This is a genomic window from Streptomyces sp. NBC_01261 (assembly GCF_036226385.1).
In the GTDB taxonomy this organism is placed as follows: Bacteria; Actinomycetota; Actinomycetes; order Streptomycetales; family Streptomycetaceae; genus Streptomyces.
In genome coordinates this window covers 1,405,149-1,427,223 of sequence record NZ_CP108463.1, presented here as the reverse complement: position 1 = coordinate 1,427,223, position 22,075 = coordinate 1,405,149, and the positions used below count along the sequence as shown (strand labels likewise).

19 protein-coding genes are annotated in these 22,075 nt (G+C 70.8%); 10 read left to right on the top strand and 9 right to left on the bottom strand.

Features of this window, described 5'->3' with window-relative positions; all coding sequences use genetic code 11:
* The first annotated feature begins 67 nt into the window (after positions 1–67).
* Positions 68–721, top strand: coding sequence for a peptidoglycan-binding domain-containing protein (locus OG226_RS06250; protein ID WP_329348240.1), 654 nt, complete (start codon positions 68–70; stop codon positions 719–721).
* Between the two features lie 268 nt (positions 722–989).
* Here OG226_RS06250 and OG226_RS06245 read toward each other — a convergent pair whose 3' ends face one another.
* The 5 genes from OG226_RS06245 to OG226_RS06225 all read right to left on the bottom strand — a co-directional run bounded on the left by OG226_RS06245 (position 990) and on the right by OG226_RS06225 (position 7,592).
* On the bottom strand, positions 990–1,364 hold the full coding sequence (locus OG226_RS06245; RefSeq protein ID WP_019064417.1) for a hypothetical protein: 375 nt from the start codon (positions 1,362–1,364) through the stop codon (positions 990–992).
* Between the two features lie 365 nt (positions 1,365–1,729).
* Positions 1,730–2,650 carry a MurR/RpiR family transcriptional regulator gene (locus OG226_RS06240; RefSeq protein ID WP_019064418.1) on the bottom strand — a complete coding sequence of 307 codons (921 nt, stop codon included), beginning with the start codon at positions 2,648–2,650 and terminating at the stop codon, positions 1,730–1,732.
* A gap of 67 nt (positions 2,651–2,717) precedes the next feature.
* Entirely contained in the window at positions 2,718–4,451 is a 1,734-nt protein-coding gene (locus OG226_RS06235; RefSeq protein ID WP_329348239.1) for a phospholipid carrier-dependent glycosyltransferase, read from the bottom strand.
* Positions 4,452–4,543: 92 nt separating this feature from the next.
* Positions 4,544–6,472: a phosphatase PAP2 family protein gene (locus OG226_RS06230; protein WP_329348238.1), complete on the bottom strand. Its 1,929-nt coding sequence runs from the start codon at positions 6,470–6,472 to the stop codon at positions 4,544–4,546.
* Positions 6,473–6,692: 220 nt separating this feature from the next.
* Positions 6,693–7,592, bottom strand: a complete 900-nt coding sequence (locus tag OG226_RS06225) for an N-acetylglucosamine kinase (protein WP_328675707.1) — start codon at positions 7,590–7,592, stop codon at positions 6,693–6,695.
* 284 nt (positions 7,593–7,876) lie between these two features.
* Here OG226_RS06225 and OG226_RS06220 point away from each other — a divergent pair, with 284 nt between their 5' ends.
* The 6 genes from OG226_RS06220 (at position 7,877) to OG226_RS06195 (ending at position 16,169) form a co-directional block, all read left to right on the top strand.
* Positions 7,877–9,022 carry an ROK family protein gene (locus OG226_RS06220; protein WP_328675706.1) on the top strand — a complete coding sequence of 382 codons (1,146 nt, stop codon included), beginning with the start codon at positions 7,877–7,879 and terminating at the stop codon, positions 9,020–9,022.
* A gap of 278 nt (positions 9,023–9,300) precedes the next feature.
* Positions 9,301–10,623, top strand: a complete 1,323-nt coding sequence (locus OG226_RS06215; protein WP_328675705.1) for an ABC transporter substrate-binding protein — start codon at positions 9,301–9,303, stop codon at positions 10,621–10,623.
* Positions 10,624–10,742: 119 nt separating this feature from the next.
* Positions 10,743–11,657 (top strand): carbohydrate ABC transporter permease, encoded by a 915-nt coding sequence (locus tag OG226_RS06210; protein ID WP_328675704.1) that lies wholly within the window; start codon positions 10,743–10,745, stop codon positions 11,655–11,657.
* Positions 11,654–12,556, top strand: a complete 903-nt coding sequence (locus OG226_RS06205) for a carbohydrate ABC transporter permease (RefSeq protein ID WP_328675703.1) — start codon at positions 11,654–11,656, stop codon at positions 12,554–12,556. The genes OG226_RS06210 and OG226_RS06205 overlap by 4 nt, the downstream gene beginning before the upstream one ends.
* 2 nt (positions 12,557–12,558) lie before the next feature.
* Positions 12,559–14,277: a hypothetical protein gene (locus OG226_RS06200; RefSeq protein WP_329348237.1), complete on the top strand. Its 1,719-nt coding sequence runs from the start codon at positions 12,559–12,561 to the stop codon at positions 14,275–14,277.
* Between the two features lie 53 nt (positions 14,278–14,330).
* The gene (locus OG226_RS06195) at positions 14,331–16,169 is read left to right on the top strand and encodes a hypothetical protein (protein WP_328675701.1); all 1,839 of its coding nucleotides are present in this window, start codon (positions 14,331–14,333) and stop codon (positions 16,167–16,169) included.
* 6 nt (positions 16,170–16,175) lie between these two features.
* Here the strand turns inward: OG226_RS06195 and OG226_RS06190 are convergent, their stop codons facing one another.
* The gene (locus OG226_RS06190; protein ID WP_328675700.1) at positions 16,176–16,856 is read right to left on the bottom strand and encodes a nucleoside/nucleotide kinase family protein; all 681 of its coding nucleotides are present in this window, start codon (positions 16,854–16,856) and stop codon (positions 16,176–16,178) included.
* Between the two features lie 114 nt (positions 16,857–16,970).
* On the opposite strand from OG226_RS06190, the gene OG226_RS06185 reads away from it, so the two are divergent.
* The gene (locus OG226_RS06185; RefSeq protein ID WP_329348236.1) at positions 16,971–17,366 is read left to right on the top strand and encodes a YybH family protein; all 396 of its coding nucleotides are present in this window, start codon (positions 16,971–16,973) and stop codon (positions 17,364–17,366) included.
* A 14-nt stretch (positions 17,367–17,380) separates the two neighbouring features.
* On the opposite strand, the gene OG226_RS06180 is transcribed toward OG226_RS06185, so the two are convergent.
* A complete protein-coding gene (locus tag OG226_RS06180) occupies positions 17,381–18,256 on the bottom strand; it encodes an LLM class flavin-dependent oxidoreductase (protein ID WP_329348235.1) in 876 nt (291 codons plus the stop codon).
* Between the two features lie 226 nt (positions 18,257–18,482).
* On the opposite strand from OG226_RS06180, the gene OG226_RS06175 reads away from it, so the two are divergent.
* Entirely contained in the window at positions 18,483–19,055 is a 573-nt protein-coding gene (locus OG226_RS06175) for a TetR/AcrR family transcriptional regulator (protein WP_329353328.1), read from the top strand.
* Between the two features lie 122 nt (positions 19,056–19,177).
* Positions 19,178–20,824: a 2-trimethylaminoethylphosphonate dioxygenase gene (tmpA, locus tag OG226_RS06170; protein WP_329348234.1), complete on the top strand. Its 1,647-nt coding sequence runs from the start codon at positions 19,178–19,180 to the stop codon at positions 20,822–20,824.
* A 2-nt stretch (positions 20,825–20,826) separates the two neighbouring features.
* Here tmpA and OG226_RS06165 read toward each other — a convergent pair whose 3' ends face one another.
* Together OG226_RS06165 and OG226_RS06160 are read right to left on the bottom strand one after the other, a co-directional pair.
* Positions 20,827–21,600, bottom strand: coding sequence for a GntR family transcriptional regulator (locus OG226_RS06165; protein ID WP_329348233.1), 774 nt, complete (start codon positions 21,598–21,600; stop codon positions 20,827–20,829).
* A 28-nt stretch (positions 21,601–21,628) separates the two neighbouring features.
* Positions 21,629–22,021: a DUF5997 family protein gene (locus OG226_RS06160; protein WP_328675695.1), complete on the bottom strand. Its 393-nt coding sequence runs from the start codon at positions 22,019–22,021 to the stop codon at positions 21,629–21,631.
* Positions 22,022–22,075 lie beyond the last annotated feature (54 nt).

Below are 22,075 nucleotides of genomic sequence, written 5' to 3'. Positions count from 1 at the left end.
GCCGTGCGCGCGTATCTCTCCAGGGGGATGGCGGACATCCGTGCGCGCGGAACGGAAGGAGAGCAGTGTGTCTACACCGCCCGAACCGGGATCGTCGCCCGGCGGCCCGGTCCTGGAACCCGCCCGGGTCCTGCGCCGCCGCCGCTCGGACAACCTCGCGGCGCTGATGCGGGAGCCCCGCCGGGACTCCTCCGTCTTCGAGTCCGTGCCGGTGCCCAGGCCGATCTTCGGCTCCGAGGCCGAGACACAGGAACTGCCGCCCGTACCCGGCGAGTTGCACCCCCTGCCGACCACCACGGGTCCCTTCGGACCCGGACTGCGCCGGGCCGCGATCGTGGTCGGCGTGAGCGCCGCCGCGCTGGTCGGCTTCGCCTGCGCCCTGTTGTTGCCGGGCAAGGGTGAGGCCAGTACGGCCCAGCCGATCAGCCCCCCGACTCCGGTGGCGTCCGCCACGGTCACGACGACCGCCGACCCGGACGGCGCCGGCACCCTCCGCGAGGGCGACAGCGGCCCCGAGGTGAAGGAGCTGGAGCAACGGCTCCTGCGCATCCCCAACGTCTACGAGAACGGCTCCACCAGCGGCCAGTACGACGCGACCCTCACGGCCGCGGTCGCCCGCTTCCAGCTCTGGTACGGGATCCGGGGCGACGAGAACGGTGTGTACGGCGACGACACCCGCAAGGACCTGGAGTCACGCACGACGCTCGACAACGGGCAGTAGGCGCACCGGGATTCGAGCCCCCGGGTCTTCGAACGCGCGGCAAGGCCTGGGGAAAGTCGGTGGTGGCGGGGCCGTGGAGCCTCATCATGGACAGCGCGGCGCCGCGGGTCGGCGGTGTCGTGTCCGTTCCGAACCGAAGGCCACGCCGATGAGCGGCTCCCGCGTTCCCGGTCTGATCCTGCCCGGGGTCCTGCTGCTGGCCCTCGTCGTGGGCGCGCTCTGGTACTGGCGGCACCGCGACGACGACTGACCCCGGCCGGCGCTGACGTCAGCGTCCCGTGCTGTGCCCGACCAGCGCCTCGGTCACGGCCCGCACGCTGCGCGCGATGTGCTGGAGCTGGAGGACCTCGGCGGCGTACAGCTTGATGGTGTGCTCGATGACCGACTCGGGCAGGCCGATGCCGGGCAGGTCGGCGCGCGCGGTCTGCAGGGCGGTGCGGGCCACCCGGATCTCGTGCTGGACCTGGATCTGCGCGTGGCGGGCGAGCAGGACCGGGTGGCGGATGAACGCGGGATAGCTGGCGTAGCGGGCCGGCACCAGCTCGCGCAGCCACTTGGCCGCCGAGCGCTCCCAGTCGTAGCTGCCGGGCGTCTTGACCTGACAGGGCCAGTCCTGGCTGATGCGCGTGGTGGTGAGTTGCATGTCATCGCTTCCCGGTGTGCGGCGTCGCGGGGGTGGGTCGACGGTGTGAGGCGGCCCCGGCCCAGGGGATGGCCGAGGCCGCCTTGGGCGCTCGCGGAGGCGATGCCCTACCGAACACGTCCGGCGCCGACGCGGGTAGGAGACGGCGGCTGGGCGTGCTCGTGAGAGGGCCCCGGGAAGCGGGTGTCGCCGGCGCGGCGGGTCGAGCGGAGGTGCGCATGGGCGGACCGGGCTTTCTCGGGGCGGGTGCGATCCGTGAGCAGTATTTATATATGCCGTCCGCTTTGCAAGGCGTATGAAAACATTCATGCGTGAATTGGGCGTAATCATCCCAGTTAGAGTTCGTATGAGGGGGGAGTGGTGGGTCAGTCCCGCATGAAGAACTGGTGCTGCTCGGCGATCTGCTCGTAGTCCTCCAGGCGGGCCTGGGTCCGCTCGGGATCGGCGTCCGTCATGGCCTGGAGCAGGGCGGAGGCCATCACGCCGGGCGCCGCGTACGAGTCGAAGACCAGGCGGGAGCCGGTGCCGGTGGCGAAGGTGACGTCGGCCTCGTCGGCCAGCGCGCCGAGCGCCAGATCGGTCACGAGGGCCACCTTGAGCCCGGCGCTGCGCGCCACCCGGAGCGTGGTGAGCGTCTCGTGCGCGTGCCGGGGCATGTCGAACGCGAGCAGCCAGGTGCCGCCCGCCTCGCGGGACTGCAGGATCGCGTCGTAGGCGACGCTCCCGCCGCGGGTCACCAGCCGTACATCGGGGTGGATGCGGCGCGCGGCGTACGCGAAGTACTCGGCCAGCGAGACGGAGATGCGCAGGCCGAGGACGGTCAGCGGGGTGGACGCCGACAGTTCGCGGCCGACCTCGATCAGCCGGTCGGGGTCGGCGAAGTCCCGGCGCAGGTTCTCCAGGTTCGCGATCTCGGCGTCGACCGCGGCCTGCAGTTCGTTGCTCCGGTTCTCCTCGGCCGCCGGGCCGCCCGCGAGGGTGCGCAGGGCGATCGCCTGCAGCCGCTCCCGTAGCGCCGGGTAACCGCTGAAGCCGACCGCCGCGGCGAACCGGGTCACCGAGGGCTGGCTGACGCCGACGCGTTCCGCGAGATCGGTGATGGAGAGGAACGCCGCTTCGGTGATGTGCTCGATCAGGTACTGGGCGATGCGCCGTTGGCCCGGTGACAGCCGTGGCCCGTCGAAGAGTTCCCTGAGTTGGGACGTCGGTGCCGCGCCGACTTCCGGGTCGGTTTTTCCCGAGGTGATCACGGATGCCTGGGCGCGTGCCTGCTGCGGCGATGGCACCGGTGCGCCTCCTTTGTCTCCCACAGCCACTCAACATAGCTCACAGAGCGTTGTGACCAGAGAGTGATCAGCGCCGGTAGATCGTGATCGAATGACCGACTTGATCGATCGGACGACTGCTGTCGATCAACTCGGCCAGTTTCCCCTGCGCTTTGTCGATCGCGGTGTCCGAAACGACCAACAGCCCGTGCACATCGCCCACCCCTGCCTTGCGTGGATCGGCCGACTCGATGCCGTAGTACGACGGCACACCACTGCCCTTGTAGACGAGCCAGACCCGCTCTCCCGCGTACCGCTCGCGCAGCCGGTCGGCGAGGCGGCCGAGGTCCTGGCCCCAGTCCACGTTGGAGTCGTGCAGCCGCAGATAGGTCTTCGACGGACCGCCGAACGCCTCGTTGGAGTACGGCAGATAGTAGGGAAACGTGCGCAGCGAACTGACCGCGACGAACGCCACCAGCAGCCCCGTGGACAGCGGAGCCCACCGCCACCACGACCGCAGCGCCGGCACACAGGCCGCCGCGACCGCCAGGAACATCGGCACGAAGATCGCGTACCGCGTGCCGAAGTCCCGCGAGCCGTCCATCGCCGTGGCCAGCAACACGGCGGTCGGGACCAGCAGGTACGGCGCTGCGGGCCGCAATCGCCGTACCGCCACGACCGCTACGGCACCCGCCGCCCACAGTGCGATCATGCCGAGCGGGGTCTTCACCATCAGGGCCACCGGCAGGTAGTACCAGTGCGACCCGGTGTAGAGGTGCCCGAACAGGAAGCCCTGCCACGGGTAGTCCTCCAGGCCGAACTGGATGAGCATCCCGTCCCGGAACGCGCGCGGGAAAGGCAGCAGCGGGACCAACTGCCCGCGCAGCCCGTGGATGACGGGCACCGGTTCCGTGGACGTGAACCGCAGCTGCGGATCGACGGCGAGATACGACGCCCATACGACGGCGAGCGCCACCACCGCCACCACGGCCGCGCCCGCGGCCCCGAGCGCCAGCACCCGCAGCCGGGCGGCGCGATCGGCCGTTCGGCGGGCGGACCACACCGACACGACGGCCAGGAGCATCAGCACCGGGACGGCGGGCAGGGCGCTCATCTTCGTCGCCACGGCCGCCCCGAGCGCCGCCCCGGCGAGCGGCAGGTACAGCCGCGGCCGTCGCCTGGCCCGCCACAGCAGCCACACCGACGTCAGCAGAAAGCCGGCCTGCGGCACGTCCAGCGTGGCCAGCGAGCCGTGTGCGATGACATCCGGTGAGAACGCGTAGAGCGCGAGGGCCACCAACCCGCGTGCCGGGCCGACGAGTTCACGGGCGAACGCGAACACGACCAGCCCGAACAGCAGGGTCAGCACGATCACCGGCAACCGGGCCCAGAACATCAGCCGCCAGGGGTCGTTGCCCGACTCGTACAGCAGATGGCGTCCCAACTCGCCTTGGTCGCCCTTGTAGTTGGCGTCGAAGTGCGGGTCGGCGACCGCGATTCCGGCGGCGATCACCAGCTTCCCGAGGGGCGGGTGCTCGGGGTTGTAGTCGAGGCTGTGCTCGCGCAGATAGACGGTGGCCGTGGCCACGTACACCGGCTCGTCGATGGTCGGTGTCTGCTGTACGGCGGTCGTGACCATCACGGCGGCCATCTGCGCGAGGAGCACCACCACGAGGAGCGGCAGGAGCCATCGCTTACGGCGCCGCAGTCCGGCGTAGAGGCGGGTCGACCGCGAGCCGTCGGCGCGCGGCGGCGAGTCCCCGCCACCGCCGTCGTCGAGCGTGTCGGGGTCGAGGACCGAGTGCTGTTCGCGCGCCATCATCCGCCCTGCGGTGAGGCCGGCCGCGCGGTGGCGGGAGCGGGCGGGGGCCGGGTCATGGCCCTACTGTCGCATCGCTCCCGCCACCAGGGGCGTCACCGCTTCAGGAGTCGTACCGACAGACCTTCCGCCGTATACACGGGTACGGCCCGCAGCTTGTCCGAGTTCACCGTGATGCTGTCGAACTGGCCGCGCAGCGAGGAGGCACTCAGGACCCGCACCGTGGAGCCCGCGACCGGCGGGTGCTGGGCGTCGAACTGGAGGGTCAGCGTGCTGCCCCTGCCGAGGGTCGCGCGCCGGGTGACCTCGACGGCGGGCTGGTGGCCCGAGCGCAGCGTGACCTTCAGCGTGGCGGACTGCTGGGTGTAGGCGCCGTGGATCTGCACGGACTCCGGGACCCGCAGCGCACCGCCGAGCACGCTCACGTCGCCGTGGCCCAGCGCGTGCGCCGAACCGGCCACCAGCGCACCGGACTTGAGCACGGTCCCGCCGGTGTACGCGTTGTGCCCGGTCAGGGTGAGCGTGCCGGTGCCCTGCTTGGTCAGACCGCCGCAGCCGTCGATGTCGTTGCGCCAGGCGTCGGCCGCGCCGAAGCCACCGGCCGCCGCGTCGAGGGCGACGACGACGTCGGACTCGAAGGAGCCGTAACCGTCCGCCGCCGCGAAGAGGTTGAGGCGGCCCCACTGCTCGAAGCCGTCGAGCAGGACGTACCCGGACGGCAGCGCGGTGGTGCGCAGCACCTCGCGTCGCTGGGTCGCGGAGAGGTACGGCAGCCGGGTCTCCAGCAGGACCTCCGCGCCCTTGGGCACGGTCAGTGCCTTGTCACGGCCGCTGCGGGTGAGTACGTAGGTGAACTTGGGCTTCACCAGCCGGGAGTTGGCGGTCCGGTCCGCGTACGGGTCGGTCGCGGTGGTCGCCGCGTGGGCGTAGGCGTACAGGGTGTCCGCCGTCGTGCCGGTCTGCGCCTCGAAGTAGGCGAGGGCCTGCGCGCGCGCCGCTGCCTTGAGCGCCGCGTTGGCCGGGTCGGCGAGTGTGGCGGCGGCCAGCGCGGTGGCCATGATGCGGCCGCCCATCACGTCGACCGTCGAGTGCATGCCGGCCATGATCCGGGTGTGGCTCAACTCGAAGGTGCGGGTGACCAGTTCCTGGAAACGCTCCGGCACGGCGTACGCGTAGGCGAGGCCCGCCAGGTGGAAGGCGTTGGTGTGGCCGCTGGGGAAACCGCCGTCGTCCACCGGTGACGTGCTGCGCTGGCGCAGGAGTTGGGGCGCGACGATGACCTTCGAGTCGTAGACCGGGAAGCCGAGCGCGTCGACCTTGCCGGTGTCGACGACCTCGCTCTTCTCGTTCATGCGCCACGGACGCGGGTACTGGTAGGCGTACTTGCCCGGGTTGCCCGACGCGTAGTTGCCGCGCAGGGTGTCGACCAGCTCGGCCACCTTGCCGAGCGCCGAGTCGTGCGAGCCGGCGCCGAGCGCGGCACCGGCGGGCGCGTCGGCGGGGACGGCGTCGTTGATCGTGGTGGCGGGCGTGCCGTCCGGGGCGCTGGTGATCGAAGTGACCGCCAGGGCACCGGACTTGTACAGGTCGGCCAGCGGACCCAGGCCCGCGATCATGGCGTAGCTCTGGTGCTGACGGTCGTAGAGGAACGCCTCCTTCGCCTGCGCCTCGGTGCGGTGGGTGGTGAGGTCGACGCAGTACCGCACGTTGGCGCGGAGGATCTCGGGGCGCAGCGGTGTGCCGGTGTTCCAGGTGGCGCCGGTCTTCCATATCTGGGCCATGCCGCCGAGGACCCGGACCACGGCGTTGGTCTCGGGCGTCAGGTTCGCGATGACGTTCGTCTTGTAGTCGTCCACGAACGCGAGCGGAGCCGTGGCGGCCTTGGCGTCCGCGGTGGCCAGCCAGCTGACCAGCGTGGGCGCGGCGACCACGGCGGCCGAGGCGCCGAGCGAGGTCTTGAGGAAACCACGTCTGTTCACGGCGGGTCGAACGGCGTTCGTGCGCTGCCCGGCGGGTGACGGCATGGGTGAGCCTCTCTTGAGTTCTACGGCCGATGAGGCCGGCGAGGTCGTGCGACCAGGGAGGGGATCGTGCGATCGGCTGTGGTTCGGGGTGCACCGTACGACGCGAGAAAGCGCATACGTCAACTGGTGCGTACGTGCGAAGATTTACGGTGGACCGTGTCCCGTCGGAGGGGGTCCGGCGTCCACGGCGTGACCCCCGGGTGAACGGGGGCCGTGCGGTTCACAGGATCGATCGGGCCAATGCCACGGCGCCCTCGACGGGCGGCACCTGGATGGGCCACGGCCGCGCCCCCGGCACCCGCTCGGCGAGTGCGGCGGTGAGGGCGTCGTACAGGCGGGGCTGGGCGAGGACGGTGCCGCCCGAGACCACCACGTCGTCGACGGGGACGCCGCGTTCGGCGAGCCGTACGACGAGTGCGGCGAGGGACCGGCCGGCCTCGGCTATCACCTCGCGCGCGTGGAGCGAGCCGGCGTCGGCCGCGGTGAAGACGACACGGGCGTGGCGGCCCCAGTCGGCGGAGACGTCGGAAGCGCTTTCCAAAGCGGCCCCCAGCGCGGGCACTTCGGCCACCCCGAACGCCTCGACGAGTCCCAGGGCGAGTTCGTCCGGGGCCTCGCCGCGGTCGTGCGCGGCCCAGGCGGCGCGGGCCGCCTCGCGGACGAGACCAGCGGCGCCGCCCTCGTCGCCGAGTACCGCGCCCCAGCCGCCCACTTGGAGCCGCCCGCCGTCGGCGAGCAGGCCCACCGCGACGGAACCGGTGCCGGCGACCAGGCCGACGCCCTTGTCCAACCCGGCGGCGGGGACGAGCAGTTCGGCGTCCCCGACGACCAGTGCGGGCACCTTGAGACGTTCCTCCAGCGCGGCACGGATCTCGGCGCACTGGCGGGGTGTCTCGCACGCGTGCCCGCCCACCGCGACCGCGGACGGGCGCGTGCGGGCGGGCAGGGCGTCATGAACGAGTGCGGTCAGCCAGTCGGCGGCGGCCGCGGGGTCGTGCGGCCGCCAGCCGCTGCTCGCACGGATGTGGTCGGCGACGACATCCGGGCCCGCGCACGCGCGCAGATGTGTCTTGGTGCCACCCACGTCGATGCCGACCACGAGGGGCGTGAAGTCCTGCACGGAACCTCTTTCGTCGTTGCGCAGTGCTGCGACGGTTGGGCGAACCGTGTCCGGGGGGACGGCAGTTGGAGCACTAGGGAAGCCCCGGGACGGGCTTCTGACGGACCACGGCAGGCGAGTACCGTGACGTTCGTTAGGAAGTTAACTAACGAAGTACAGTGCGTCAAGAGTCATCGCGAACTCGGTCACACGGACCGTTGTCCGGGCCCGTGTGACGTCAGGACATCCCATCGCCGCATCCCACGGACACCCATCGGGAACGCGGCCTGTGAACTGGGGGAAGTGTGGAACACGTCGTGGCGCGGGCGGCCCGGCTGACCGAGAGCGCGAGCGCGGTGTTCGAGGTGCTGGCGAGAGCCGGCAGCGCGACCCGTCCGCAGCTCGCCGGCCTGGCCCGCCTGTCCAAGCCGACGGTGTCCTCCGCCGTCGTGGAGCTGGAGAACGTCGGGCTCGCCGCCCACTCGGGCACCGCCTCCGGCGGCACGGGACGCAACGCCGCCGTCTACCGCCTCGGCCCGGCCGCCGGCGCCGTACTCGCCGTCGACCTCGGCCCCGCCCTCACCCGGGTGCGTGGCTGTGCCCTCGACGGCACCCTGCTGGCCGAGGCCACCGGCTCGCGGGAGGACGCCGCCGCCGCCGTGCGCGAGGCCCTCGGCGCGCTGCCCGCCGGAACTCCGCTGCGCACCGTCGTCGTCGCCGTCGGTGATGTCGCCGCGCGGGACCGGGCGGGCGCCGGGATGCGCCCCGCGACCGCCAAGGCCGGCCCGGTGTTCGACGCCATGACGGTCGCCCTGCCGCCGGGCGTGCCGGTCCATCTGGAGAACAACGTCAACTGCGCGGCCCTCGCCGAACTGCACGAGGGCGCCGCCCGGGGCCGCCTCTCCTTCGGCTATCTGCGGATCGGCGTCGGTATCGGCCTCGGCATCGTCGTCGGCGGCCAGGTGCTGCGCGGCGCGAACGGCGCGGCCGGTGAGCTCGCCCGGCTGCCCTACCCGTGGGACGACGCCGTGGAGCCGCGCCGTGAGGCCCTGGAGGAGTACGTGGGCGCCCGCTCGCTGCTGCGCCGGGCGGCGGCCGCCTGGCCGGACACCGGAGAACCCTGCCCCGGCAGCGCGGACCAGCTCTTCGCCCTCGCCCGGCAGGGACACGACACGGCGAGCGCACTGGTCGGCCGGCACGCCGCCGACGTGGGCAGACTGGCCGCCGCCGTGGCCGCCGTACTGGACCCGGGACTGATCGTCCTCGGGGGCAGCACGGGCACGGACCCGCAGCTCCTGCCCGGTGTGCGGACCGAGCTGGGGCGGCTGAGCTGGCCCACCGAGGTGGTCAGCAGCACGGTCGGTGATCTCGGCACCGTGGTGGGCGCGGCCCGGCTCGCGGTCGCCAGAGGAGTCCAAACCGTGACCGATGGTGCGGGGGCGAAGGATTGACGGCCTCCGACTTGGTCTGCCAATGTCCGGACAAGCGCTTTCTAAGTCGGCCGGGACGCCGACTTGGGGTGAGGCTTCTCAGCCCGTACGTGACGTACGGCAACCGCACGAGGGTGTGCTTGTGCGGTGACGGCCATGACGGCCGGAGATCTCGCCCCGCGTGGACGACGCGGCCGGGCGAGGCCGCGCCCCCGGAAAGTGACTTTTCCTGCAAAATGCACCCGTGCCGCATCGATCGGCGCCGTGCTCCGTCCCCTACGACGAAAAAGGGATCGAAGATGACCACTGTGGGTGTGCGGCGCTCCAGCCGACTCGGCCGCGGCGGCATGCGCCGCCTGGTTCCCCTCGCTGCCGTCGCCGTGTCCGGTGCCCTGCTGCTCTCCGCCTGCGGGTCGGGGTCCGGCTCGGGCGGTAACGCGAAGTCACTGACGTTCTGGATCTCCACGGTTCCGGGACAGGACGCGGGCTGGAAGAAGCTGGTCGCGCAGTACAAGAAGGAAACCGGCGTCAAGGTCAAGCTCGTCAACATCCCCTACGACGGGTACACGACGAAGCTGCACAACGCCGCGCAGGCGAACTCCCTGCCCGACGTGGCGGACGTGCCCGCGCTGGACCCGATCTGGTCGAGCAAGCTGATCGACCTCAAGTCCATCGCCGGCAACAAGAGCTACAACATCAACTCGAACTTCCTCGCGAAGGACTCGTCGGGGAAGGTGCTGGCCATCCCCTCGGACGTCACCGCGTCCGGCCTGTTCATCAACAAGTCGCTGTTCGAGAAGGCCGGCGTCGCCGTCCCGGCCTCGCCCGAGAAGACCTGGACCTGGACCGAGTTCATCGCGGCGGCCAACAAGGTCCGCGAGAAGACCGGCGCCAAGTACTCGCTGACGTTCGACCAGTCACCGTCCCGGCTGCGCGCCATGGTGTACGAGATGGGCGGGAAGTACGTCCACGCGGACTCCTCCGGCAAGTTCTCGGCGGACGCCGCGACCAAGAAGGCCGTGGAGTACTTCGTCGGACTGAACGACGACAAGGTCATGCCGAAGTCGGTGTGGACCAGCGGCGCCGACCCGTCCGCCATGTTCCAGAGCGGTGACGTGGTCGCCTACTGGTCCGGCGTGTGGCAGGTTCCCGCCTTCGCGACGAGCATCAAGAAGTTCGACTGGGCGAGCGTCCCGACCCCCGCGCAGCCGGTGCAGGCCAGTGACGTCAACAGCGGCGGCATGATGGTCGGCTTCAACAACAACGGTGCCGCGGCCACCGCCGCGCAGAAGTTCATGTCCTGGGTGTACGAGCCGAAGAACTACACCGAGCTGGTCGAGACCTCCGGGTTCCTCCCGGTCGAGAGCGGTCTGACCCCGAAGTACCCCTTCAAGTCCGCGGCGGCGCAGGCGGCGTTCAAGCTCTACAACGAGGAGATCCCGCTCTACGCCCCGATCTCGGGCTACTTCAACAACGCGCAGACGAACTGGGTGTTGAAGGGCAAGAGCCTCACCGAGGACCCGACCAAGACGGAACTCGGCAAGGCGATCAACGGCCAGCAGTCGGCCGACAAGGCCCTGCAGAACATCGTGGACGGCTACAACACGGCGGTCGGCGGCTGATCGTGGGCCGACGGGCCGGGCGGCGGCGACACCGCCGCCCGGCCCCGGTCGCCCAGGTGATGCCGGGCTCATGACGTGAGCCCACAGCGATCCATTCCACCAGCACGGAAGTCAGGAAGATGACAAAAAGCGCCGCGGACGTGTCCGTGAGGCCGCCCAGGAAACGACGTAGCACCTACACACTCGCGCCGCTCGTCCTCATCGCGGCCAATGTCGTGCTCTTCGCGCTGTTCTTCGTGTGGCCGGCGGTGATCGGGCTCGTCTACTCCTTCACGAACTACACCGGTGTGGGGGCGTTCCAGTTCATCGGGCTGGACAACTACCAGAACCTGTTCGGGGACTCCACCTTCTACGACGCGCTGTTCCGGACGCTGCTGTACACCGTGCTCGTCGTCCCGCTGAACTTCGTGCTCTCGCTGTTCATCGCCAACCTGGTGGTGAGCAAGCAGGCCAAGGGCGCGTCGGTCGCCCGTGTCGTCTTCTTCATCCCGTGGCTCATCTCGCCCATCGTCGTGGGTGTCCTGTGGCGGTGGCTGTTCGGTGAGAACTTCGGACTGATCAACTACGTCGTCGAGAAGCTCGGCGGAAGTGCCGTTCCGTGGCAGTCGAACGCCGACCTGTCGCTGGGCGTCGTGGTGATGGCGGGCGCCTGGTGGGGAACGGCCTTCTCGATGCTGCTGTTCATCGCGGCGATCAAGAACGTGCCGGTGTCGTACTACGAGGCGGCCTCGCTCGACGGCGCGGGACCCTGGCGCCAGTTCGTCAGCATCACCCTGCCGAGCATCGCGCCCACCTCCTTCATCGTCATCCTGCTCAACACGATCAACGCGATGAAGGAATACCCGCTCTTCGTCTCCCTCAACAACGGCGGACCGGGCACCTCGAACAACCTGCTTGTCCAGTACATCTATCAGACCGGCTTCAACCGGGGCCAGATCGGCTACGCGAGCGCCGCGTCGTTCGTGCTCATGCTCATCCTGATGGCCGTCGCGATCATCCAGCTGATCGTCAACCGGCGGGTGGAGAACCGATGACAACCACAGACACGCCGCGTCCGGCCGGCGCCGACTCAGTGCGGGCACGTTCCAAGAGGCAGCGACGCAACGAGCGCGACGGTGGGCTTCGGCGCGCGGTACCCGCGACGACACTGCTGTGGATCCTGGCCGCCCTCTACGGACTCCCGGTCGCGTGGTTCGTCCTCAGCTCCTTCAAGCCGGCGGGAGACCTGTTCTCCCTTCCGCTGACGGTGCTTCCGCACAACCCCACCGTGTCGGGCTACAAGGCGGCGTGGGACAGCGCCAACTTCTCCCAGTACTTCATCAACACGGCCATCGTGTGCGTGATCACGACGATCCTCACCGTGGGCGTCAGTTGCTGCACCGGGTACGCGCTGGCCAAGTACAACAACAAGTGGCTGAAGTTCTTCTTCCTCTGCATCCTGGCCACCACGATGCTGCCGTCGGAGGTCATGCTCGCCCCGGAGTTCCTGGTGGTCCGCAACCTGGGCCTCTACAACTCGTTCGCCGGCATCATCCTCCCGGCCGTGCTCACCGCGACCGGCTGCTTCATGTTCCGGCAGTTCTTCCTGACGGTCCCCGACGAACTCGTCGAGGCCGCGCGCATCGACGGCGCCCGGGAACTGTCGATCTTCCTGCGGATCATGGTGCCGATCTCCCGGCCCATCATGCTGACCCTCGCCATCCTGTCCTTCCAGTGGCGCTGGAACGACTACATCTGGCCGCTGCTGATGCTGAACGACCCCAGCAAGTTCACCGTGCAGATCGGCATCCAGAGCCTCGTCGGCGCGCAGAACATCAACTGGTCGGTGCTGCTCGGCGGTTCGGTCATCTCCATGATCCCGCTGATCGTCATCTTCCTGGTGTTCCAGCGCTACGTCATGAGCGCCGACATCAACGCCGGACTGAAGGACTGACCTTGCGCACCCCGCTCGACCACGAGTTCGTCCGCGCGGCGGCCCGCGCCGCCGACCGGTCGGCCGCCCCGCTGGCGGCCGGCCCCGACGAGGAACCCGCCGGTGTGGCGCACCGTGGTCTGGCGCGCCGGGTCAAGACCCTGATCGCGGCCTACCGTTCCCCGGACTCGGCACTGCACGGCAGCGGGCAGGCCGTCGCCGCCGCCCTGACCCACCTCCACGCCCTGCGGGCCACGCAGACCGCCACCGGCCTCTTCGCCGGCGGCGACAACGTGCAGTCACCGCCGGACTCCGCGTTCACCATGAACGACGTGTGCGACGCGCACGTCCTCGCGGCGGGCGCGGGGCCGGAACTGAGCGAGGTCACTGCCGCGCTCGCCGACATCGCTGGCGCCGCCACCGCCGGTCTCCTGACCGGCGGGGTCCACACCCCGAACCACCGCTGGGAACTGTCCGCGGCACTGGCCCGGCTGCACCGCTCGTTCCCCGACGACCGGCTGCTCGACCGCGTCGAGCAGTGGCTCGCCGAGGGCGTCGACATCGACGCGGAAGGCCTGTACTCGGAGCGCAGCGCCAACTACGCGGCCCACGTGTCCAACCCGTCGCTGCTGCTCCTGGCCGACGTCCTGGACCGCCCCGACCTGCGGGACGCCGTCGAACGCAACCTCACCGCGACCCTGGACCTCATCCGACCCGACGGCACGGTGGAAACCGTCCTCTCGCGCCGACAGGACCAGAACGGCCCGTTCCCGCTGGCGCCCTACCTGCCGCACTACCGGCTCCTCGCGATCCGCACCGGCAGGGGCGACTTCAGCCGAGCGGCACATTGGGCAGCCGCCGGCGGCATCGACGACCCCGACCTCCTCGCCGAGACCATCCTCACCCCCGACCTCCGCCACGAGCTCCCGACCCCGACGCCGGAACCCCTGCCCCGCGCCCGCCACATCCCCACGGCCCGCCTCGCCTCCCGCGCCACCACCACCGCACACAGCGTCCTCTACAGCGGCTCGGACGTGCCCGCGTTCCGCCGCATCCGCTCGGGCCTCGCCTGCAACCCCACCTTCCTGCGCCTGTTCGCCGGCGACGCCGTCCTCGACGCGGTCCGCCTCGCGCAGGGCTTCTTCGATCTCGGCCCGTTCCGCGCCGCCGACATGGAGCGGCTCGCCGACAACCGGTACCGGCTCACCGAGACCCTCTCGGCCGCCTACTACCAGCCGCTCCCATCGGACCTACGACGGGACGACGCCGCCTACTCCATGGCGGACGAGGGACGCTTCTCCGCCGCGATGGCCTTCCCGGACCGGCCCCAGGACGAGGTCTCCCGGACGACCCGGATCGACGTGGAACTGCGCGAGGACGGCGCCGACCTGCGGATCGACATCAGCGGACCACGAGTGCCCTGGGCCCTCGAACTGACCTTCCGCCCAGGGGGAGTCGTAGAGGGCGCCGTACCGCTCGACGACGGACGCTGGTGCCTGACGACCGGCCCGGTGACCTACCGCGTCGGCGACGACGAGATCCGCGTCGAGGTGCAGGTCGAGGCAGGCGAACCTCTCGCCGGCCCGGACCGCGGCGACGTACTACGGTACGACCCGGGCCAGGACTACACCGTGGTCGGCGGCACCGACGCGACGACCGGGAACCGCGTCTACCTCGGTGGAAACGGCCCCCAGACCCTGAGCGTCGCCCTGCGCGCCGGCCGCCCCGCACCTGCCCGCTGACCCCGACGACCCACGCCATGGCCACCTCAGGCATGAAGGGCTGATCCACCGCGATGCAACTCCCTCACCAGCGCGGCCCGTTGCACGACCTCCCCGACACCCCGGAGGCCTACGACGCGGTCCTCGCCGACGTCGTCGAGCAGGCCCTGCGACGCATCACACCGGAGGGGAACCTCGAACACCCCGACTGCTACGACGACATCGGGGACACGTCACTCGGGATGACCTCCCTGCTGGCCTTCGCCTGGCAGCGTGGCAAGGACCCGCGACTGCCGGAGGCGGTACGGCGCAGCCTCGGCTTCCACCTCCGGGAGCGCGTCTACACCGAGGACAACCCCGGCTACCCGAACCTGAAGGTCCGCAACTCCGGTCTCCCGTACGCCCGTTACGTCCTGGAAGCGGGCGCGCACCCCATCGGTGACTGGCCGAGCACGGCGTGGGCACTGCTCCAGGCGGTGAACATCCTCGACGCGGCGGACGGCCTCGTCGACGACGAACAGCGCACCGCACTGGCGGAGTTGGCGCACGGCTACTGGCGCCGGCTCACCGAGGCGACCTTCTTCAACCCGCAGGAAGCCGGCAACCAGGCCATCGGCTGTGTCGTCGGCGGCCTGATGCTGGCCCGCCATCTCCCTCCGGAAGAAGGGGAGTCGGTCCGCACACGCGCACTCCGTGTGTACGGCGACGAAATCCGCGCCCACCGCGTGAGCGACCGCGGCGCCCTCCTCCCGCCCGAGCACGGCGGAGCGTACGACAACAACTACGGCCCGATCTCCCTCTCTTTCCTCGCGCAGGCCCACATCGTCAGCGGCGAGGACGTCTTCGCCGAGGACGGGGAGGCGCTGGCCCGCTACATCGACGCCCGCCTCACCAACGGCGGCTTCGACAACGGCGGCCCCCGCTACAGCGAACAGCACTCCGGCTTCGAATCGGTCCTCGGTCTGCGCTACTTCGGCAGCCGTATCGGCTCCGACATCGGCCGCTACCGGGGCGACAGCCGCTGGGCCCGGCACGCGGCCAAGCCGGACGGGGGAGTGGACGGGCACTTCGCGTGGATGCTGGTCTGGCAGATCCAGGACGGCACACGCTGGCACCGCACACCGTCCACGACGCCCGCCCGGCACCAACTCCGGTCGGGAACCGTCTCGGTGGCCTTCGACAGCAGGATGACCCCGTCACTCGTCGAGGCGGACGGCACGTACTACCTGCCCGCGGCCGTGAACCGGCAGCACGGCTTCGGCCCGGTGCTCGACGGCTTCCTGCTGTGCCGCCCGATGGGCGCGGTACGGGTCCGCGACCTCCAAGTCGACGGACTGACCGCCAAGCTGGTCACCAAGCCGGTCGTCGGCCGCGACCACGTTCTGCGGCACATCCGCTCCCTGTACGTCACCGACGGCACTCGTCTCTGGATGACGGTGGCCCTCGAACGCCTCGACGGAGCACCGTACTTGCTGGCCGGGCTGCCGTACGCGGCGGACGACGGGGACCGGGTGCGCAGGACGGCGGAGGGTGACGTCACCTCCGCGGGCGCCCTGTGCCTCACCCACCCCACCGGCCAGGGCGCCGACCACTTCGACGCCCGCTCCGAACTCACCCAGGAACAGGCGGCGTTCGCCCTCGCGGCCGACCCGCGGGGCTACGGCAACCCCGACGAGGGCTGGCGCCATCTGATCAGCTCCACGGCGCTGGAGGCCGACCCGGCACCGGGCGCGCCGGAGAACCTGCACGTGTTCGCCGTACGGTACGGCCCGGGAGCAGGGGAGTTCACGCCCGCCTTCGAGACCGGCGAGGACGGTCTGACTCTCACCGTCCGCACGGAGGCGTTCACCGCGGTGCTCGGCGACCCGGCGGGCGATGCCGACGCCGAGCCGGAGCTCACCCTGCTGGCCTGAGGGTCCTCAACCGCCTGCCCGCGCCGCCGAGTTCCGCTCCGGCGCGGGCAGTGCGCCGACCGGCACGACCAGGTCCGCCCGGTCCCGGGTCGCCGCCACCAGGTCGGCGTTGCGCTGGTCCGTGCCCGACACCCAGGCCACCGCCGTCTCGTGGTCCTTGCCGAACTCCTCGTGCCGGGCGACGAGTCGGCCGACGCGCTCGTCCTCGTCGACCTCGCAGAACCACACCTCGTCCAGGCACGGCCGTACCCGCGCCCATGAACCCGCCTGCGACAGAAGGTAGTTGCCCTCCGTCACCACCAGCCGGGCGGTGGGCAGTACCGGGATCGCACCGGCGATGGGCTGCTCCAGCACCCGCTCGAAGTCCGGTGCGTACACGACCTCGTCGGTCTCCTCGCGCAACCGACGAAGCAGCGCCGCGTAACCGGCCGCGTCGAAGGTGTCGGGGGCGCCCTTGCGGGCGCGGCGGCCGAGGCGGTCCAGTTCGACGTCGGCGAGGTGGAAGCCGTCCATGGGGACGTGCGCGACCCACGGTTCCGCGCCGCTCCCGTTCAGCGTGCGCACCAGGTGCTCGGCGAGGGTCGTCTTGCCCGCGCCGGGACTGCCGGCGATACCGAGGACGGCACGTCGGCCGGGGACGGCGAGGGCGGCGGCACGGGTGAGGAGATCGTCGAAAGTCAGCGGCACACGGAGAGTGTGCCATCCGTCCCGGTTGCCCGGCCGGGTCGATGATGTGCGGAAGATCGGGGAGTCGACCGAGCAGAGAGACCATGGAGTGGGGGACAGGAACAGGAGCCGTCCATGACCGACGACACGACACAGATCCGCACCCTCATCACCGGCTGGGCCGAGGCCGTCCACCGCGGCGACCTCGACCGCGTCATGGCGGACCACACCGAGGACCTCGTCATGTACGACGTCCCGCCGCCCCACGCGGGCATCCACGGCCTCGCCGCCTACCGCGCCACCTGGCCGCCGTTCTTCGACTGGCAGGCCCAGGGCGCCTGCTTCGACATCGACTCCCTCGACATCACGGCCGGCACGGACGTCGCCTACGCCCATGCCCTGCTCCGGTGCGGCACCCCCGAGGAGTTCGCCGAACACCCCACCCTGCGGCTTCGGCTCACCTTCGGACTGCGCAAGGAGCGGGGCCGGTGGCTGGTCGCGCACGAACACCACTCGTTCCCGCACGACTGACGGGGGAAGGGCGCTCAGGACGCCTTGCCGATCACCTCGTCGGCGACCCAGTGCGCGACGTCGGCGGGGTAGGGCGCGGACAGTCCGAGGACGATGTGGTGGAAGCCCGCGTCGAGCGCCTCGCGGATCGCCGCTCGGGTGGCCTCGGGACGGTCGTAGGAGACGGAGAGGTGGATGGAGCGGGTGATCGTGGCGGGATCGCGGCCGATCTCGGCGCAGTAGCGGTCGAGGAGTGCGCCGCGGTTGATGACGTCCTCGATGTCGCCGCCGGGGATGTTCCACAGGTCGGCGTGCTCGGCGACCACGCGCAGGGTCGCGGCCGAGCGGCCGCCGATGAGGATCGGCGGGTGCGGGCGCTGGACGGGCTTGGGGCTGCCGAACGCTCCGGTGAGGTGGTGGTGGGTGCCGTGGAAGTCGAACGGTTTCTCCTCGGTCCACAGCCGCCGGATCACCGTGCACGCCTCGCCGAGGCTCGCCACGGCGTGCGCGGAGTCGTGGAAGGGGAGGCCGTGCGCCTCGTACTCGCGCCGGGCCAGCGGATGATCCGGGCGTGAGCCGACGCCGATGCCGAAGTCGAGCCGCCCGCCGGAGACGATGTCGACGGTCGTGGCGATCTTCGCCAGCATCGCGGGCGGCCGGAAGCGGTTGCTCGTCACCATCACACCGAGGCGCAGGCGCCGGGTCTGCGCGGCGAGGGCGGAGAGCAGGGTCCAGCCCTCGAAGGCCGGGCCGTCCGGGTCGCCGCCGATCGGCATGAGGTGGTCGAACAGCCAGGCGTGCTCGATCTCCGGGACGGTGTCCGCCTCGCGCCAGACGCGAAGGAGGTCGGGGTAGCCGACCTGCATGGGGGCGGTCATGATTCCGAAGCTGGGGCGGGATGTGTGGGGCATGGTGCCCTCCGTTCTTCTGCACCGCTCTTGTGCACCGCGTGGTGGCAGGCGTGGCTCGGGTGTCGCTTGGTCGTCCGGCCTCCGCTCTGGCATCATGAGCAAGCGGAACCTTGTTCCGGAAACGATACGGAACGCGGTTCCGGTTTGGCAAGTCGTGAGGGTGAGGAGTTGCGCGGTGAGCGAGAACGGTGTGGATGCGGGGCGCGCGGCCAAGGCGGACCGGCAGGTGGAAGGGACGGGCGGCCAGTCCAAGCGGGCCGACGCCCGGCGCAACAAGGAGACACTCCTCGACGCCGCCGCCAAGGTCTTCGTCGCGTCCGGTGTCGACGCTCCCGTGCGGGACATCGCGCGCGAGGCGGGTGTCGGACTCGGCACGATCTACCGGCACTTCCCGACGCGCGCGGATCTCGTCATCGCCGTCTACCGCCACCAGGTCGAGGCCTGCGCCGAAGCCGGTCCGGCATTGCTGGCGAACAGTGCCACGCCGTACGCCGCGCTGCGGGAGTGGATCAATCTCTTCGTCGACTTTCTGGTCACCAAGCACGGACTCGCCGCGGTACTGCGGTCCGACACCGCCGGTTTCGAGGCCCTGCACGGCTATTTCCTGGACCGTCTGCTGCCTGTGTGCGCCGAGCTGTTCGACGCCGCCGCCGCCGCCGGCGAGGTCCGTTCCGATCTGACCGCCTACGAGATCATGCGCGGCGTGGGGAACCTCTGCGCCGGTGCGGAGGGCGACGACCGCTACGACGCGCTCCGCCTGGTCGACGTCTTCGTCGCGGGCGTGCGCCGGTCCCGCTGACCGGGTTGCCGCCGTCTCGTTCATGCGCGGGTAGCCGGCGCGTCACCTGTTGCTCATCCCGTGCTGAGACGTTCCCTCTGTTGGAAAAGTTGGCTATACAACTTCGAGAGGGAGTGATGGTCATGTCACCGTCCGTAGAGGGCCTCATGGAGGACCTGCCGCTCACCTGGCTGCGGGACAACTGTCCCTGCCCCCGGTGCCGCGACCCGCGCAACGGGCAGAAGCTGTTCCAGATCACCGAACTGCCCACCGGCCTGGCGCTGGACGGCGTACGGCGAACCGCCGACGGTGTCGAGGTCGACTGGGCGCCGGACGGGCACCGGTCCGCGTACTCCGCGCAGTGGCTGACCGCCAACCGGCCCGACGGTGGGGGCGGTTCAGGGGACCGGCGTGGTGAGAACGGCAAGACCCTGTGGGTCGCCGCCGACCTGAACGACCGTCTCCCCGGGGCGAGTTGGGCGGAGTATCTGGGCGATCCCGCGGTCAAGGCGCGGGTGCTGGAGTCGGTCCTCGGGCTGGGGTTCGCGTTGTTGCGTGATGTGCCGTGCCGTGAGGGGCGGGTGCTGGAGGTCGTGGAGACCTTCGGGTACGTCCGGGAGACCAACTACGGGCGGCTCTTCGACGTACGGGTCGAACCGGACCCCAACAACCTCGCCTTCACCGGCGCCCGCATCACCCCGCACACCGACAACCCGTACCGCGACCCGGTGCCAACGCTCCAACTCCTGCACTGCCTGTCCAACGCGGCGGTCGGCGGCGACTCCGGACTGGTCGACGGGTTCAAGGCCGCCGCGCTGCTGCGTGCCGAGGACCCGGAGGCGTTCGCGGTGCTGACGCGCACGCCGGTGCCGTTCCAATTCAGCGACGCGCAGACCGAGTTGGCCGCCGACCGGCCGTTGATCGATGTGGACGGCCGGGGCCGGATCCGCGAGGTGCGCTTCAACAACCGCTCCATCGGCACCCTGTTGCTGCCCGCCGTCGAACTGGAGGCCTTCTACCGGGCCTACCGCATCTTCGCCGAGATCACCCTGCGGCCCGAACTCCAGCTGGAATTCCGGCTGCTGCCCGGCGACTGCCTGATCTTCGACAACGTCCGCCTGCTGCACGCGCGCACCGCCTTCGAGGAGAGCGGTGCCCGTCACCTCCAGGGCGCCTACGCCGACATCGACGCGCTGGCCGGCACGTTGGCGGTCCTGCGTCGCGAACGGGCCGTGGCGGGCGCGGAGTTCCTGGACGAGCTTGCCGAACTCTTCGCCGGTGAGGGTGCGAGCGCCTACCTGGGGGAGGAGGTCACGATGGCGCAGCACATGCTCCAGGCGGCGGCGCGTGCCGAGGAGGCGGGTGCGCCCGACGCACTGGTCGCCGCCGCGCTGCTGCACGACCTCGGGCACTTCCACGGGCCGGTCAGCGGCGAGGAGTTGATGGAGGGCACCGACAACCGGCACAGCCACACCGGGGCGGACCGGCTGGCCGAGTGGTTCGGTCCCGAGGTCACCGAGCCGATCCGGCTCCACGTGGCCGCCAAGCGGTACCTGTGCGCGGTCGAACCGGGCTACTTCGGCCGGCTCTCCCAGGCCTCGGTGTACACGCTGGAGGTGCAGGGCGGTCCGATGTCTCCGGATGAGGTCGCCACGTACGAGGCGAATCCCTACGCGGCCGACGGGGTCGCGGTGCGCCGCTGGGACGACGAGGGCAAGGACCCCGAGGCGCCGACCCCGGACTTCGCACACTTCCGGCCGCTGCTCACGGCCTTGCTGCGGAGCACCTGAGGTCAGGCGTCGTCGGCCGGGCGGCGGGCCAGTGAGCCGGAGGCGGCCGAGCTGTGGACGGTGAACGCCACGGTCTCGGGAAGGTACCGGTCCTCGGACCATTCGACCGGTGTGCCCGCCGGATCCGTACTGCACCGGCGCTCGCGCAGCAGCGGGTCGCCGGGTCGGCAGCCGAGCAGGCGGGCGTCCTCCTCGTCGGCCCGGCACAGGTCGATGGTGTGCTGGGCGTCCGCGATCAGCACGCCCGACTCCTCCAGGGCCACGGTGTGCGACACGGTGTCCGGCGGCAGCTCGGCGATCAACTCGCCCACGGCCGACGGATATACGGTCCGCTCGACCATCACGGGTCGTCCCGAGAGCGTGCGCAGCCGCCGTACCTCGTAGATCTCCGCCCCTGCGGGCAGGCGCAGTTGGTCCCGCTCGGCCGTGTCGGCGGGGCGGGTCTCCACGGTGACGGTCCGGGCGCCGGGTTCCTCGCCCGTGGAACGGGCCCAGCGGGTGAAGCTGAGGAGTTCGCCGAAGCTCTGCGGGCGGGGCGAGCCGATCACGACCCGGCGGGTGCCGCGCCGGGAGGCGATCAGGCCCTCGGTGCGCAGGAGGGCCATCGCCTGGCGGACCGTGCCCCGCGAGACGCCGTACCGCTCGGCGAGTTCGCCCTCGGCGGGAAGCCGGCCGCCGGAGCCGTAGCGGCCCTCGCCGATCTCGCGGCCGAGGTCGGCCGCGACCTTGCGGTACATCGCCGGGGGTTTTCCCGTGCCGGCCGGGCCGTCCGTCACCGTGCGCGTCTCCCTGGGTGCGAGGCCGTCAGTCGTTGTCGGCGTTCTCGGCGCTCTTCTTGTTCTTGATCCGCTCGGCTTCCTTGCGGACCTCGGCCTGCGTGGCACGCTCCTTCTCCAGCCACTCGGGGCCGTCCTTCTTCAGCGCCTCGATCTGCTCGGTGGTGAGGGGCTCGGTGACCCCGCCGCGGGCGAGACCGGCGATGGAGACGCCGAGCCTGGCCGCGACGACCGGGCGCGGGTGCGGGCCGTTGGCGCGCAGCTCGCGCAGCCACTCGGGCGGGTTGGCCTGCAGTTCGTTCAGCTCGGTGCGGGAGACCTCGGCCTTCTGGAACTCGGCGGGGGTGGCCTCTAGGTACACACCCAGCTTCTTCGCCGCCGTGGCGGGCTTCATGGTCTGGGCGGTCTGGTGCGACTTCATACCGTCAAGAGTATCGACCGCGTTCGAGACCTCCGACCACGGCGGGTAACCTTG

Coding starts and splice junctions, on each gene's coding strand:
- OG226_RS06215 (WP_328675705.1), top strand. CDS start 9,301: ATGACCACTGTGGGTGTGCGGCGCTCCAGCCGACTCGGCCGCGGCGGC.
- OG226_RS06180 (WP_329348235.1), bottom strand. CDS start 18,256: ATGCCCCACACATCCCGCCCCAGCTTCGGAATCATGACCGCCCCCATG.
- OG226_RS06160 (WP_328675695.1), bottom strand. CDS start 22,021: ATGAAGTCGCACCAGACCGCCCAGACCATGAAGCCCGCCACGGCGGCG.
- OG226_RS06245 (WP_019064417.1), bottom strand. CDS start 1,364: ATGCAACTCACCACCACGCGCATCAGCCAGGACTGGCCCTGTCAGGTC.
- tmpA (WP_329348234.1), top strand. CDS start 19,178: ATGTCACCGTCCGTAGAGGGCCTCATGGAGGACCTGCCGCTCACCTGG.
- OG226_RS06210 (WP_328675704.1), top strand. CDS start 10,743: ATGACAAAAAGCGCCGCGGACGTGTCCGTGAGGCCGCCCAGGAAACGA.
- OG226_RS06205 (WP_328675703.1), top strand. CDS start 11,654: ATGACAACCACAGACACGCCGCGTCCGGCCGGCGCCGACTCAGTGCGG.
- OG226_RS06230 (WP_329348238.1), bottom strand. CDS start 6,472: ATGCCGTCACCCGCCGGGCAGCGCACGAACGCCGTTCGACCCGCCGTG.
- OG226_RS06185 (WP_329348236.1), top strand. CDS start 16,971: ATGACCGACGACACGACACAGATCCGCACCCTCATCACCGGCTGGGCC.
- OG226_RS06195 (WP_328675701.1), top strand. CDS start 14,331: ATGCAACTCCCTCACCAGCGCGGCCCGTTGCACGACCTCCCCGACACC.
- OG226_RS06235 (WP_329348239.1), bottom strand. CDS start 4,451: ATGATGGCGCGCGAACAGCACTCGGTCCTCGACCCCGACACGCTCGAC.